The sequence below is a fragment of the Pseudomonas phoenicis genome (assembly GCF_047302395.1).
GTDB lineage: Bacteria > Pseudomonadota > Gammaproteobacteria > Pseudomonadales > Pseudomonadaceae > Aquipseudomonas.
In genome coordinates this window covers 1,207,240-1,221,424 of the sequence record NZ_CP154852.1, presented here as the reverse complement: position 1 = coordinate 1,221,424, position 14,185 = coordinate 1,207,240, and the positions used below count along the sequence as shown (strand labels likewise).

7 protein-coding genes are annotated in these 14,185 nt (G+C 65.1%); 2 read left to right on the top strand and 5 right to left on the bottom strand.

Features of this window, described 5'->3' with window-relative positions:
• Nucleotides 1-68 precede the first annotated feature (68 nt).
• Nucleotides 69-1,397 carry a cell envelope integrity protein CreD gene (gene creD, locus AA0Z93_RS05550; RefSeq protein ID WP_413046033.1) on the top strand — a complete coding sequence of 443 codons (1,329 nt, stop codon included), beginning with the start codon at nt 69-71 and terminating at the stop codon, nt 1,395-1,397.
• 386 nt (nt 1,398-1,783) lie between these two features.
• Here creD and AA0Z93_RS05545 read toward each other — a convergent pair whose 3' ends face one another.
• From AA0Z93_RS05545 to aceE, 5 genes are all read right to left on the bottom strand, one after another.
• A complete protein-coding gene (locus AA0Z93_RS05545) occupies nt 1,784-2,404 on the bottom strand; it encodes a glutathione S-transferase (protein WP_413046034.1) in 621 nt (206 codons plus the stop codon).
• Between the two features lie 3 nt (nt 2,405-2,407).
• Complete coding sequence (gene msrA, locus AA0Z93_RS05540) at nt 2,408-3,073, bottom strand: peptide-methionine (S)-S-oxide reductase MsrA (RefSeq protein WP_413046035.1); 666 nt, start codon at nt 3,071-3,073, stop codon at nt 2,408-2,410.
• Between the two features lie 117 nt (nt 3,074-3,190).
• Nucleotides 3,191-5,878, bottom strand: a complete 2,688-nt coding sequence (locus AA0Z93_RS05535) for a putative bifunctional diguanylate cyclase/phosphodiesterase (protein ID WP_413046036.1) — start codon at nt 5,876-5,878, stop codon at nt 3,191-3,193.
• A 253-nt stretch (nt 5,879-6,131) separates the two neighbouring features.
• Nucleotides 6,132-7,793, bottom strand: coding sequence for a dihydrolipoyllysine-residue acetyltransferase (gene aceF / locus AA0Z93_RS05530; protein ID WP_413046037.1), 1,662 nt, complete (start codon nt 7,791-7,793; stop codon nt 6,132-6,134).
• 13 nt (nt 7,794-7,806) lie between these two features.
• Nucleotides 7,807-10,452 (bottom strand): pyruvate dehydrogenase (acetyl-transferring), homodimeric type, encoded by a 2,646-nt coding sequence (aceE, locus tag AA0Z93_RS05525; RefSeq protein WP_413046038.1) that lies wholly within the window; start codon nt 10,450-10,452, stop codon nt 7,807-7,809.
• Nucleotides 10,453-10,834: 382 nt separating this feature from the next.
• On the opposite strand from aceE, the gene glnE reads away from it, so the two are divergent.
• Nucleotides 10,835-13,768 carry a bifunctional [glutamate--ammonia ligase]-adenylyl-L-tyrosine phosphorylase/[glutamate--ammonia-ligase] adenylyltransferase gene (gene glnE / locus AA0Z93_RS05520; protein ID WP_413046039.1) on the top strand — a complete coding sequence of 978 codons (2,934 nt, stop codon included), beginning with the start codon at nt 10,835-10,837 and terminating at the stop codon, nt 13,766-13,768.
• The last annotated feature ends 417 nt before the right edge of the window (nt 13,769-14,185 follow it).

Below are 14,185 nucleotides of genomic sequence, written 5' to 3'. Positions count from 1 at the left end.
TACACCCTGCGCAAAGGCTCCATGGAGGCGATGCATGCTGCGCCCATCGCCTCCATAGAGCCATCGCCATGACCAAGACCCTAGGATTCAAACTCGGCACCATTGCCTTGCTGATGCTGTTGCTGCTGGTCCCGCTGCTGATGATCGGCGGGTTGATCGGCGAGCGACAGGCGCAACGCGACAACGTATTGCGCGACATCGCCCAGAGCGCCAGCTTCGAGCAGCAGATCGCCGGGCCCATGGTCGTGGTGCCCTACCGCAAGCTCGAACGGCGCTGGGTGGAAAAAGACGGTCAACGTGTGCCTGAGGTGCGAACTGTCGGCGGCCAGTTGTACGTATTGCCGGAAACCTTCGACAGCACGCTGAAGGTGGACACCGAGCTGCGCTCGCGCGGCATCTATCAAGCGCGGTTGTTCCATGCCAAAGGCACGCTCAGCGGCCGCTTCAAGCTGCCGGCCAACTGGGGCATGGACGGGGATCGCGACGACTACCGCTTCGACACGCCGTTCCTGGTAGTCGGGATCAGCGACATCCGTGGCATCGCCAACCTGCCCGTGCTGCGGATGGGCGAGCGCAGTGTGCCGTTCGAAGCCGGGACGGGGCTGGACTGGTTGCAGGGCGGTATCCATGCGCCGCTGCCGGCGGTGGACGTCGAGCGGGGCGGGGAATTCGACTACGCCCTTGACCTGGCACTGCAAGGCACCGGCCAGTTGCAGGTCGTGCCGGTCGGGCGCAGCAGCACGGTCGCCATGCAGGCCGACTGGCCGCATCCGAGCTTCATCGGCAGTTACCTGCCCAACCGCCGCGAGGTCGGCGCTAGCGGCTTCACCGCCCAATGGCAGACCTCGTTCTTCGCCACCAACCTGGAAGACGTGCTGCGCCGCTGCACCGCACAACAGGAGTGCGCAGGCTTCGAAGGCCGCACCTTCGGTGTGAGCTTCATCGATCCGGTGGACCAATACATGAAGAGCGAGCGCGCGATCAAATATGCGGTGCTGTTCATCGGCCTGACCTTCGCTGCCTTCTTCCTCTTCGAAGTGCTCAAGCAACTGAGCGTGCATCCAATGCAGTACGCGCTGGTCGGGGTGGCGTTGGCATTTTTCTACCTGCTGTTGCTGTCGTTGTCCGAGCACCTGGGTTTTACCGCCGCCTATGGCTTGTCGGCTGGCGGCTGCGTACTGCTGATCGGCTTCTACCTGAGCCATGTGCTGCGCAGCCTGTGGCGCGGGGTGGGCTTTGCGGCAGGGCTGGCCTTGCTCTATGCGCTGTTGTACGGGCTGCTGGGCGCGGAAGACTATGCGCTGCTGATGGGCTCGTTGCTGTGCTTCGCGCTGCTGGGCGTGTTCATGGTGCTGACCCGACGGCTGGACTGGTCGCGGGTAGGGAGGGCGGCATGAGGGAGGACAGAGCGATGGGGCGGTGGCTGGCGGAAAGGATAGCGTCGTTGCTGGCCCCCAGACGGGCGCGGCAACGTTGATCCAGCGGAGGAGCTAATGCCAGACCGATGAAGTCGTTGCCGTCAGGCCGGCGCTGCCGGCCATCGCGGCTCAAGCCGCTCCAACATTCAAGGCACAGCTCATTCATCTGTAGGAGCGGCTTCAGCCGCGATGGCCGGCAACGCCGGCCCAAATGGCTGCAACGCCATTGACCGGATAGCCGCGCATAGCCAGGATCAGAGCTGCTACGCAGCCCATCGCGGCTGAAGCCGCTCCTACAGATTGGTGAGCTGCGCAGGAGCGCCGAACCGGCTGCTTGTCTGTGAACACTTGTAGGCGGGCCGCTGCTACTGCGGCACGGTGGCCAGCATCGAAGGCCGCTGGGCGACTTCGGCGTACCAGGCGGCGAGGCCCGGTTGCCGCTCGCGCCAGCCGAACTCGGGTTGGCGCAGGTCGAGGTAGCCCAAGGCGCAAGCCAGGCCAATGGCGGCCAGGTCGAAACCGGAAGCCAGCTCGGCGAGGTGCTCGCGCTCCAGGTTGTCCAGGCTGCGGCGGATCTTCTCGCTTTGCGCGTCGAGCCAGCTGTCCCAGCGCTTGTCTTCGGGCCGCACGGCCACTTCGTAGCGGCTCGACACGGCGGCATCGAGGATGGCATCGGCTTGCGACGCCAGCGTCAGGCGCCGCCAGCGTGCCGAACCCTCGCGAGGCAGCAATGGCTGGCCGACGTGTTGCTGGTCGAGGTATTCGCAGATCACCCGACTGTCGTGCAGCACCGTGCCATCGGCCAAACGCAGGGCCGGGATCTTGCCGATGGGGTTGCCCTGCTCGAGCTGCGGATCGCCCTGCACGGGGCTGATGTTCACCCCGTGCAAGGTCACGCGATCGAGCTGGCCGGTTTCGTGCAGCACCACCATGACCTTGCGCACGAAGGGCGAGAGCGGCGAGTGGAACAGCGTCATGCCGGCCATGGCTCAGTTGCCTTGCAGGCTGGGCGGCAGGCACACGCCGGTGCCGCCGATGCCGCAATAGCCTTGCGGGTTCTTGGCCAGGTACTGCTGGTGGTAGGCCTCGGCGAAGTACACGGTCGGCGCCCGCTCGATTTCGGTGGTGATGGCGCCGAAACCGGCTTTGTCCAATTCGGCCTGATAGACCGCCTTGCTGGCCTGGGCCTGCTCCAGTTGCTCGGAGCTGGTGCAGAAGATCGCCGAGCGGTACTGGGTGCCGACGTCGTTGCCCTGGCGCATGCCCTGGGTCGGGTTGTGCAGCTCCCAGAACATCGCCAGCAGCTCGCGGTAGCTGACCTTGGCCTTGTCGAACACCACCAGCACCACTTCGGTGTGGCCGGTCAGGCCGGAGCAGACTTCTTCGTAGGTGGGGTTGGGGGTGATGCCGCCGGCATAGCCGACAACGGTGCTGACCACCCCTTCACGCTGCCAGAAGCGCCGCTCGGCGCCCCAGAAGCAGCCCAGGCCGAAGATGGCGAAGTCGACGTCGTCGAAGAAGGGGCCGAGCAGCGGGGTGTCCTCGAAGACGAAGTGCTTCTCGGGCAGCGCCATCGGCGTTTCGCGCCCCGGCAGCGCTTGCTCGGCGGTAGGCAGGACGTTTTTGTTCACCAGGATTTCCGAACGCAGGACCATGGATACACCTCTGGAAAGTTGTGCTGGGAGGAAAGGCTTGGCGACCGCGCCGCAGCGTCGGTGGGCCGTACCAACGAAGAACCTTTGCGTGAGTGTGCCCGAGTCGGTGGGCCGCTGTCAGGTCACCGGGCCGCGCGGGTAGCGCTTGAGGCGCGCTTCGAGCTCGCGGCCGGGGATCGGACGGTCGAACAGGTAACCTTGGCCGACGTCGCAGCGGTGCCGGCGCAGGAAGGCCAGTTGCTCGGGGGTCTCGATGCCTTCGGCGACCACTTTGAGCTTGAGGTTGTGGGCCATGGCGATCACCGCCGAGGTGATTTCCATGTCGTCCTGATTGCCCGGAATGTCGTTGATGAAGCTGCGATCGATCTTGAGGATGTCGATGGGAAACTTCTTCAGGTAGCTGAGCGAGGAGTAGCCGGTGCCGAAGTCGTCCATGGCCAGGGTCAGGCCCAGTTGCTTGAGCTCGTCGAGCTGGCGACGGGTGTCTTCGGTGGCTTCGAGCAGCAGGCCCTCGGTCAGTTCCAGTTCCAGCAACTGTGCCGGCACCGCTTCCTGTTCGAGGATGCTGGCGACCGAGCTGACCAGCTCCGGGTCGGAAAACTGCTTGGGCGACAGGTTGATCGCCACCTGCAAGGCCCCCAGGCCCGCGCCTTGCAAATGACGCGTCAGGCGACAGGCTTCGCGCAGCACCCATTTGCCGATGGGAATGATCATTCCGGTTTCTTCGGCTACGCTGATGAACTGGTCGGGGCGGATCATGCCGCGCTCCGGGTGGTTCCAGCGCAGCAGCGCCTCCAGCCCCAACAGGCGCCCGCTGCGCAGGCACAGCTTGGGCTGGTAGAACACCTCCAGTTCGTTTTGCGCCAGGGCGCGGCGCAGGTTGTTCTCGACGAACAGCTTGTAGCTGGCCTCGGCGTTGAGCACCTCGGTGAACACCTGCAACTGGTGCTTGCCGGCCGCCTTGGCCTTGTGCAGCGCCAGGCCTGCATTCTTCATCAGGGTCTGCGGATCGCTGCCGTGCAGCGGCGCGCAGGCCAGGCCCACGGAGGCGGTGATGTTGATCAACTGGTTGTCGACGAACATCGGCTTGTCGAGGGTGTGCAGCAGGCGCTGGGCCAGGTTCTGTCCGTCGGCGATGCTGGTGTCGTCGAGCAGCACGGCGAATTCGTTGCTGGCCAGGCGTGCGAGGCTGCTGGCGCCGTCGAGGCTGTTGCGCAGACGCCGTGCCAGGCTCACCAGCAGTTTGTCGCCGGTGTGGTGGCCGAGGCTGTCGTTGATGCGCTTGAAGTTGTCGATGTCCACCAGCAGCAGGCAGATGGGGCTGGCGTCCTGGCGCGACAGGCGCTGTTCCAGGCTGCGAATGAAGGCCGCACGGTTGCCCAGGCTGGTGAGGTTGTCGGTGTAGGCCAGGCGTTCGATGCGTTGCTGCGCCAGTTTGCTCTCGGTGATGTCTTCGTAGATGCCGATGTAGTGGGTCAGTTCGCGGTGGTCACCGTACACCTTGGAGATCGACAGTTGCCCCCAGTAGGGTTCCAGGTTCTTGCGCCGGCTTCTGAACTCGCCCTGCCAGCTGTTACCCAGTTCCAGGCTCGACGGCGAGGCGAAGAGGATCTCGTTGAGGTTCTCCAAGGCCGGCAGCTCGCTGACGTGGCGCCCTTGCACCTCTTCGGTGGTGTACTGGGTAATGGCGGTGAAGCTGGGGTTGACGTACTCCACCACACCCTCGCGATTGACCAGCAGAAAAGCGCTGGCGCTCTGTTCGACGGCGCGTTGGAACAGGTGCAGGGCATTGGCGGCGGTGCGCCGGTTGTGGTTGGTGATGACCTGCGCGAACTGGTCGGCCAGTTCGCCGGCAAAGGCGATTTCGTCGGCTTGCCAGGCCCTGGGCTTGCCGGTCTGCTCCAGGCACAGCACACCGACCACCTGGCCGTCGACGCGGATGCTGGCGTCGAGCATGGCGTTGTTGTCGCTGTACAGCGTGTCGACCAGGTCACGGGTGCGCGGGTCATGGCTGGCGTTGTGCGCGTCGATGGCGCGGCTGGTGTGCAAGGCGTCGAGGTAGTCGGGGAAGCGGCTGGCATCGATGGGTGCCAGCACGCGGTGTTGCGCCTCGGCCTGGTGCCAGGCGCTGATCGGCTCCAGACGTTGTTCGTTGAGGTGCCAGATGCTCGCCGAGTCGACCTGGTAGATCTCGCAGGCGCTGCGGGTGATCAGCTCGGCCGCCTCCAGCTGGGAGTTGCCGACGCTATAGCGCTGGCGCGCCAGACGCAGGATCAGGTCTTGCTGGGCACGTACCCGGTCGAGCTGTTCGAGCTGCTCCTGTTGCGCCCGTTGGTTCAGTTGCAGGGCCAGCTGCAGGCGGTTGTTGCGGGTTTCCAGGGCCTGGGCGTCGAGGTCGGCATCGTCCTGCAGGTCGTCCAGCACGGTCAGGTAGCCGCGCAACAGCTGACGGTTGCGCTGCTTGAACGCTTCGCCCACCTCCAGCACGCGCAACGGCCCCGGCTGGCCGTGCAGGGTATAGCGCACGCGGTAGTAGGCGCGGCTGCTCAGTTGCAACTGGATTTCGTCGTGCAGGCGGTAGCGGGCTTCGGGTTCCATGAAACTGGCGAAGGGTGAGCCGACCATGCTGCCGAGTTCGCCATCGACCAGGCCGAGCAGACGCTCGCAGGCAGGGTCCAGATAGAGCATGGCCCAGTTCGCTTCGTTGAGCCGTTCGAAACGCAGCATGCCCAGCCGCGAGGGCACAGGCAGTGGCGTCACGACCTCGGCCACCGTACGGCTGGCGGCATCGGGTTGGCTTTTCATCGAAGACTCACTTCAGGAGGGTACGCCTTGGCGGCAGAGCATGTGGCAAGGTTGCATCATAGTGCCATGAGCTGGCAAGCAGCCAGGTGTCGCATGGCGTGCTGTCTGTCGGCAGGCGGTACACCACCGCGCGGACAGGCGGCCGACAAAAAAATCCCCGCCGGAAGGCGGGGTCGAGGTACGAGCGTGGCAGCTCGATGAAGCGATGGAGGCGGCTGTCGGGCATATCCCAGCAGCCGCCCTTTTTCCAGCGTTACAGCAGCAGCGTGCGGATGTCGGTCAGCACGTCGCCCAGACGCTTGGTGAAGCGGGCGGCGGCGGCACCGTTGATCACACGGTGATCGTAGGACAGCGACAGCGGCAGCATCAGCTTGGGCTGGAAGGCCTTGCCGTCCCAGACCGGCTGCATGGTGGCCTTGGACACGCCGAGGATCGCCACTTCCGGTGCGTTGACGATCGGCGTGAAGCCGGTGCCGCCAATGTGGCCGAGGCTGGAGATAGTGAAGCACGCGCCCTGCATGTCGTCGGCCGACAGCTTCTTGGTGCGGGCTTTTTCCGCCAGGGCCGCAGCCTCGGCAGCCAGTTGCAGCAGGCTCTTCTGGTCGACGTTCTTGATCACGGGGACCAGCAGGCCATCCGGGGTGTCCACGGCGAAACCGACGTTGACGTACTTCTTGCGGATGATCGCTTTGCCGCTTGGCGCCAGCGAGCTGTTGAAGTCCGGCATTTCCTTGAGCAGGAAGGCGCAGGCCTTGAGCAGCAGGGGCAGCACGGTGAGCTTGACGCCGGCTTTCTCGGCGACGGCTTTCTGCGCGACGCGGAAGGCTTCCAGCTCGGTGATGTCGGCCGAATCGAACTGGGTCACGTGCGGCACGTTCAGCCAGCTGCGGTGCAGGTTGGCGGCGCCGACCTGCATCAGGCGGGTGAGGGCGACTTCCTCGACTTCACCGAACTTGCTGAAGTCCACGGCCGGAATCGGCGGGATGCCCGCGCCACCGGTAGCGCCAGCGGCGGCGGCCGGTGCTTGCTTGGCCTTCTGCATCATGGCCTTGACGTAGACCTGCACGTCTTCCTTGAGGATGCGACCGTGCGGGCCGCTGGCGCTGACCGCGCCCAGCTCGACACCGAATTCGCGGGCCAACTGGCGCACGGCCGGGCCGGCATGGACCTTGGCGTTGCTCGCGGCCGCCGGGGCAGCAGCGGCAGGCGCCGGCGCTTGGTCAGCAGCAGGCTTGGCCGCAGGGGTTTCGGCTTTGGCGGGTGCCTCGGCCTTGGCCGGTGCGCTGGCGGCCGGGGCCGGAGCTGCGGCAGGCGCAGCGGCGCCGGCCACTTCCAGCTTCAGGATCAGGTCGCCGGTGCCGACTTCGTCGTCCAGCTTGCAGATCACTTCCTTGACCACACCCGCAGCAGGCGACGGGATCTCCATGGAGGCCTTGTCGGACTCCAGGGTGATCAGCGACTGGTCGGCTTCGACCGTATCGCCGGCTTTGACCAGCACTTCGATGATCTTGGCCTTGCCCGACGAGCCGATGTCCGGCACGTGGATGTCCTGCACGCTGGCAGCGGCAGGGGCCGCTTGCTCGGCGGCTTTTTCGGCAGGCTTTTCAGCCGACTGCTCGGCCGGTTTTTCGGTGGCAGCCGGTTTTTCCTCGGCGGCCGCAGCCTCAGGCGCCGCATCGGCGCCCTCGGCTTCCAGCACCAGCAGTTCGTCGCCTTCTTTCAGGCGATCGCCCAGCTTGACCTTCAGCTCCTTGACCACACCGGCCTTGGGCGCGGGGATCTCCATGGAGGCCTTGTCGGACTCCAGGGTCAGCAGGCTCTGGTCGGCCTCGATGCGGTCGCCGACCTTGACGAACAGCTCGATGATTTCACCTTCACCGCTGCCGATGTCAGGTACGCGAATGAGTTCGCTCACTTATAGATACTCCTCAGCAGTCCAGTGGGTTGCGCTTGTCCGGGTCGATACCGAACTTGGTGATGGCGTCGGCCACCACTTTGGGTTCGATCTCGCCACGGTCAGCCAGGGCTTCCAGGGCGGCCAGCACGACGAAGTGGCGGTCGACTTCGAAGAAGTGACGCAGCTTCTTGCGGCTGTCGCTGCGACCGAAGCCATCGGTACCCAGGACTTTGAACTCCTTGCTCGGCACCCACTGACGGATTTGCTCGGCAAAGATCTTCATGTAGTCGGTAGACGCCACCACCGGGCCTTTGCGACCGCTCAGGCACTGCTCGACGTAAGTCTGCTGTGGCTTCTGGCCAGGCTTGAGGCGGTTGGCGCGTTCCACGGCCAGGCCGTCGCGACGCAGTTCGTTGAAGCTGGTGACGCTCCACACGTCGGCGCCGACGTTGTAGTCCTCGCGCAGGATCTTCGCCGCTTCGCGCACTTCGCGCAGGATGGTGCCCGAGCCCATCAGCTGCACGTGGTGCGCGGCTTCGCGGGTGTCTTCCTCGAGCAGGTACATGCCCTTGACGATGCCTTCCTCGGCGCCGGCCGGCATGGCAGGCTGCTGGTACGACTCGTTCATCACGGTGATGTAATAGAAGATGTCCTGTTGCTCTTCGGTCATCTTCTTCATGCCGTCCTGGATGATCACCGCCAGCTCGTAGCCGTAGGTCGGATCGTAGGTGCGGCAGTTCGGGATGGTCCCGGCCAGCAGGTGGCTGTGGCCGTCTTCGTGCTGCAGGCCTTCACCGTTCAAGGTGGTACGGCCGGCGGTGCCGCCGATCAGGAAGCCACGGGTACGGCTGTCGCCGGCGGCCCAGGCGAGGTCGCCGATGCGCTGGAAGCCGAACATCGAGTAGAAGATGTAGAACGGCAGCATCGGCTGGTTGTGGTTCGAGTACGAGGTACCGGCGGCGATGAACGACGACATGGCGCCGGCTTCGTTGATGCCTTCCTCGAGGATCTGGCCCTTTTTGTCCTCGCGGTAGAACATCACCTGGTCTTTATCGACGGGCTCGTAGAGCTGGCCGACCGACGAGTAGATGCCCAGCTGGCGGAACATGCCTTCCATACCGAAGGTACGCGCCTCGTCCGGGATGATCGGCACGATGCGCGGGCCGATTTCCTTGTCCTTGACCAGCTGCGCCAGGATGCGCACGAAGGCCATGGTGGTGGAGATTTCGCGGTCGCCCGAACCGTCCAGGATGGCCTTGAGGGTATCCAGGGAAGGGGTGGGGATGGTGAAGCTCTTGGCGCGACGCTGTGGCACGCTGCCGCCCAGGGCTTCGCGGCGCTTGGCCAGGTACTTGGCTTCGGCGCTGTCGGCTTCGGGCTTGAAGAACGGCAGGTTCTCCAGCTCTTCGTCCTTGACCGGGATGTCGAAGCGGTCGCGGAAGTGGCGCAGGCTGTCGACGTCGACCTTCTTGGTGTTGTGCGCGGTGTTCTTCGCTTCGCCGGCACCGGTGCCATAGCCCTTGATGGTCTTGGCCAGGATGACGGTCGGCTGTTCCTTGTGGTTCACCGCCTGGTGGTAGGCCGCGTAGACCTTGTACGGGTCGTGGCCACCGCGGTTGAGCTTCCAGATCTCGTCGTCGGACAGGTGCTCGACCATGGCCTTGAGTTCTGGGCTGTTGAAGAAGTGCTCACGCACGAAGGCGCCGTCTTTGGCCTTGTAGTTCTGGTACTCGCCGTCGATGACTTCGTCCATGCGGCGCTGCAGGATACCGTCGGTGTCCTTGGCCAGCAGTGGGTCCCAGAAGCGGCCCCACACAACTTTGTTGACGTTCCAGCCACCGCCACGGAACACGCCTTCGAGTTCCTGGATGATCTTGCCGTTGCCGCGCACCGGGCCGTCGAGGCGCTGCAGGTTGCAGTTGATGACGAAGATCAGGTTGTCCAGCTTCTCGCGGCCGGCCAGGGAGATCGCGCCCAGGGATTCCGGCTCGTCGCACTCGCCGTCGCCCATGAAGCACCAGACCTTCTGCTTGCCGGCCGGGATGTAGCCGCGCGCTTCCAGGTACTTCATGAAGCGTGCCTGGTAGATGGCCTGGATCGGGCCCAGACCCATCGATACGGTCGGGAACTGCCAGAAGTCCGGCATCAACCAGGGGTGCGGGTAGGACGACAGACCGTTGCCATCGACTTCCTGGCGGAAGTTGTTCATCTGGTCTTCGCTGATGCGGCCTTCCATGAAGGCGCGGGCGTAGATGCCAGGCGAGGCGTGGCCTTGGTAGAAGATCAGGTCGCCGCCGTGTTCTTCGGTCGGGGCCTGGAAGAAGTAGTTGAAGCCGATGTCGTACAGCGTCGCACTGGAGGCGAAGCTCGAGATGTGTCCGCCCAGGTCCGAGTCTTTCAGGTTGGTGCGCACGACCATGGCCAGCGCATTCCAGCGGACCAACGAGCGAATGCGGCGTTCCATGAACAGGTCGCCAGGCATGCGTGCTTCGTGGGTCACGGGAATGGTGTTGCGGTACGGCGTGGTGATGGCATACGGCAGCTGCGAGCCACTACGGGTGGCCAGCTCGCCCATACGGGTCATCAGGTAATGAGCGCGGTCTTCGCCTTCTTTGTCGAGGACCGACTCCAGGGCATCCAGCCATTCCTGGGTTTCGATTGGATCGAGGTCTTGCATGGCTTGCTCCAGGGCGGAAAGGCAACCAGAATCGGGAGCCTGAGTTTGCGACTGGCCTTATGGGCAGACGTCGTGAATTCTTGGATTGCCGGGGGTCTGATCCGGCGGCGTGTAGTTTTACTACAAATGCATTTTGATTTCATGCTTTTGCAGAGAAGGGGTAGTGGCAAAACTACAGATAAGCGACATTCGGTCGCACTCTGGCGTGTAGGAAAAATCGATTTTGTGCGTTAAAAATACGATGATTGACGTGATTTTTTGAAGATTCCTGCTGCCATATTGCATTTTTCAGCTATTTAAAACTTTTGTATACAATTTCTTCCGTCCGGCCGTCTTCATGGTTCTGGACGCCTCCCCGCCAAACGCCGATCAAGGATAGCCCATGCGCCAGCCTTTGCCGCCCGATCTGCCTGCCGTTCTCCAACCGATCGTCGCCCGCCATCGACAAGCCTTGCTGGACGCCGTCGCCCGCCACCCGGCCCTCGATCCTGCGGCCTGGAGCGCTACGCAGCGTCGTCAGTTCGAGCAGGTCACGGCGGCCAGCGAGTTCGTCATGGAACAGGTGCTGCGCGAGCCGGCCGTATTCTGCGAGTTGCTGGGCAGCGGCGAGTTGCAACGGGCGCTGGCGCCGGGCGAGCTGCGCGCGCGCATCGCGGCGATGGCAGCTGCCGCCGCCAGCGAAGACGCGCTGGCACGGCAGCTGCGCCGCGAGCGCAATCGCCAGCAGGTGCGCATCGTCTGGCGCGACCTGACCCGCCAGGCCGAGCTCGAGGAAACCTGCCGCGACCTGTCGGACCTCGCCGACGCCTGCATCGACCAGGCCTACCAATGGCTGTACCCACGCCACTGCCAGCAGTTCGGCACGCCCATCGGCGCGCGCAGCGGCGAGGCCCAGCCCATGGTGGTGCTGGGCATGGGCAAGCTGGGCGCGGTGGAACTGAACCTGTCGTCGGACATCGACCTGATCTTCGCTTTCCCCGAAGGCGGCGAAACCCAGGGCGTGAAGCGCGCGCTGGACAACCAGGAGTTCTTCACCCGCCTGGGCCAGCGCCTGATCAAGGCGCTCGACCCGGTCACGGTCGATGGCTTCGTGTTCCGCGTCGACATGCGCTTGCGCCCTTATGGCTCCTCCGGCGCGCTGGTGCTCAGCTTCAACGCGCTGGAGCACTACTACCAGGACCAGGGCCGCGATTGGGAGCGCTACGCCATGATCAAGGCCCGCGTGGTGGCCGGCGACCAGGCCGCCGGCGCGCAGTTGCAGGCCATGCTGCGGCCGTTCGTGTACCGCCGCTATCTGGACTTCTCGGCCATCGAAGCGCTGCGCACCATGAAGCAGCTGATCCAGCAGGAGGTGCGGCGCAAGGGCATGGCCGACAACATCAAGCTGGGCGCCGGCGGCATTCGCGAAGTGGAATTCATCGCCCAGGCGTTCCAACTGATCCACGGTGGGCGCGACCTGAGCCTGCAACAGCGGCCGTTGCTCAAGGTGCTGGCGACGTTGGAAGGGCAGGGCTACCTGCCACCGGCGGTGGTGGCCGAGCTGCGCGACGGCTATGCGTTCCTGCGCTATACCGAGCACGCCATCCAGGCCATCGCCGACCGCCAGACACAGATGCTGCCCGACGATGCGCTGGACCGCGCGCGCGTGGCCTACATGCTCGGCTTCGCCGACTGGGACGCCTTCCATGCGCAGTTGATGCAGTGGCGCGAGCGGATCGACTGGCATTTCCGCCAAGTCATCGCCGACCCGGACGAGGAGGAAACCGAAGGTGAGCTGGTAGTAGGCGGCGAGTGGTCGCCCTTGTGGGAACAGGCCCAGGACGAAGAGGCGGCCTGTCGGCAATTGCAGGAAGCCGGCCTGCGCAACCCCGCCGAAGCCCTGCGCCGACTCACCGCCCTGCGCGCCAGCCCGTCGCTGCGCTCGATGCAGCGCATCGGCCGCGAGCGCCTGGACGCCTTCATCCCGCGCCTGCTGGCGCAGGCGGTCGAGCACGAAGACCCCGATCTGGTGCTGGAACGCGTGCTGCCCTTGGTCGAGGCGGTGGCGCGGCGCTCGGCCTACCTGGTGCTGCTCACGGAAAACCCCGGTGCCCTGCGCCGCCTGTTGACGCTGTGTGCGGCCAGCCCGTGGATCGCCGAGCAGATCACCCGCTTCCCGCTGCTGCTCGACGAATTGCTCAACGAAGACCGGTTGTTCAGCCCGCCGCTGGCCCCGGAACTGGGTTCGGAACTGCGCGAGCGGCTGATGCGCATTCCCGAGGACGACCTGGAGCAGCAGATGGAGGCGCTGCGCCATTTCAAGCTGGCCCACAGCCTGCGCGTGGCGGCCTCCGAGATCACCGGCAACCTGCCGCTGATGAAGGTCAGCGATTACCTGACCTGGCTGGCCGAGGCGATCCTCGACCAGGTGCTGGCCCTGGCCTGGCGGCATACGGTCGCCCGGCATGGCCAGCCCAAGCGCAGCGACGCCAGCCTGTGCGACCCGGCGTTCGTCATCGTCGGTTACGGCAAGGTCGGCGGTATCGAATTGGGCCATGGTTCGGACCTGGACCTGGTGTTCATCCACGACGGCGACCCGCATGCCGAGACCGACGGCGACAAGCCCATCGATGGCGCGCAGTTCTTCACCCGTCTGGGCCAGCGCATCATCCACCTGCTGACCACCCAGACCAACTCCGGGCAGCTGTACGACGTCGACATGCGCTTGCGCCCGTCGGGGGCGGCGGGCCTGTTGGTCAGCTCGTTGGGCGCGTTCGAGCGCTACCAGCGCAACGAAGCCTGGACCTGGGAACACCAGGCCCTGGTCCGGGCACGGGTGTTGGTGGGCTGCCGGCAGGTGGCCGAAGCGTTCGAAACCGTACGTGCAGGTGTGTTGGGACAGGCGCGCGATGTCGCGACCTTGCGCACCGCCGTCAGCGACATGCGCGCCAAGATGCGCGCCAGCCTGGGCAGCAAGGGTACCGCAGCCGGCACGGCGGCCAACGCCTACGAACCAGGTTTGCCGTTCGACCTGAAGCAGGACGCCGGGGGGATCGTCGACATCGAGTTCATGGTGCAGTACGCCGCCTTGGCCTGGTCCCACGACCATCCGACGCTGTTGCACTGGACCGACAACATCCGCTTGCTCGAAGAGCTGGAACAGGCCGGGCTGATGCCCGCAGGCGACGCCGCGCTGCTGCGCGAAGCGTACAAGACGTTCCGCTCGGCCTCGCACCGCCAGGCGTTGCAGAAGCAGGCCGGCGTGGTGGACGCAAGCCAGTTCGCCGAGGAGCGCCGTGAGGTGCGGCGGATCTGGGGGGCGTTGGGGTTGGCGTGATGGTGTTGTGGCGAGGCGACCAGCTGTTCTGCCAAGCGCAGACTTTTTTGCTGGCAGACCGCAGCGTCTGGATCAGGCCGGTCGTGCCGGCCATCGTGGCTGATCGGAGCGCCGAACCGGCTGGTCTACAAGGCCACTGCAGCCCGGATAGCACGCGCCACCTTGTAGGAGCGGCTTGAGCCGCGATGGCCGGCGATGCCGGCCCAAGTCCGGCCCCACCGTTTTTCCTGGCAAACCGTAGCGCCTGATGCAGGCCGGCGTTGCCGGCCATCGCGGCTCAAGCCGCTCCTACAGAGGGCTGTGTTGCCGGCCATCGCGGCTGAGCCGGAGCGCCGGCCGCTGCCAATGCCGTCGGGCACCCATGATGGCCTTCACCCAGCTCCCGGACACGGGTGGTACACTGTGCGCCACATAGCC

Coding starts and splice junctions, on each gene's coding strand:
- glnE (WP_413046039.1), top strand. CDS start 10,835: ATGCGCCAGCCTTTGCCGCCCGATCTGCCTGCCGTTCTCCAACCGATC.
- aceE (WP_413046038.1), bottom strand. CDS start 10,452: ATGCAAGACCTCGATCCAATCGAAACCCAGGAATGGCTGGATGCCCTG.
- creD (WP_413046033.1), top strand. CDS start 69: ATGACCAAGACCCTAGGATTCAAACTCGGCACCATTGCCTTGCTGATG.
- AA0Z93_RS05535 (WP_413046036.1), bottom strand. CDS start 5,878: ATGAAAAGCCAACCCGATGCCGCCAGCCGTACGGTGGCCGAGGTCGTG.
- msrA (WP_413046035.1), bottom strand. CDS start 3,073: ATGGTCCTGCGTTCGGAAATCCTGGTGAACAAAAACGTCCTGCCTACC.
- AA0Z93_RS05545 (WP_413046034.1), bottom strand. CDS start 2,404: ATGGCCGGCATGACGCTGTTCCACTCGCCGCTCTCGCCCTTCGTGCGC.